The organism is Streptomyces sp. P9(2023), assembly GCF_032436795.1.
GTDB lineage: Bacteria > Actinomycetota > Actinomycetes > Streptomycetales > Streptomycetaceae > Streptomyces.
This window is the reverse complement of record NZ_JAUPWM010000165.1, coordinates 1-440: the sequence shown is the minus strand read 5'-3', so window position 1 is coordinate 440 and position 440 is coordinate 1. Positions and strand designations below refer to the sequence as shown.

Genomic DNA, 440 nt, shown 5'->3' with positions numbered 1-440 from the left:
ATCAGACCTGCGGGGAAGAGCTCCTCCACCACGGCCCAGTTCACCCGCAACACCCCACCCAACTCAAACACCTGGCAGTCCAGGTAGACCTGAGGGGTCTGGGTCAGGTGGTAGGAGAGATCGCCGAACTCCGCGGCTGCCTTCCCGAGCGAGGCTTCTCCGTCGCCGAGGGCGCTGGTGAAGACGATGGGCATGGAGGCGCGGGCGGCCCCTTCGGTACGGCCGAGTTCGCGCAGCACGCGTACGCCGTTGAAGGCGCGGTGCTCGAAGTCCTGCCAGAACTGGGCCTGCAGGGCCTGTGCCTGTTCGCGTACGGTCGCGCCCTGCTCCGGTCGGACGGCCAGCAGCGACACCGAGGTGAACTCGCCGATGACGCGGTCGATGTCGGGATGGACCGGGAGCCGGTCGTTGACCGTGACGTTCAACGTGAACGCCTCACT

At 67.0% G+C, this 440-nt stretch carries 1 pseudogene; it reads right to left on the bottom strand.

The features are described 5' to 3' along the window. Positions 1 to 425, bottom strand: a pseudogene (locus Q5762_RS37180) (non-ribosomal peptide synthetase); the annotation flags it as partial. Between the last annotated feature and the right edge of the window lie 15 nt (positions 426 to 440).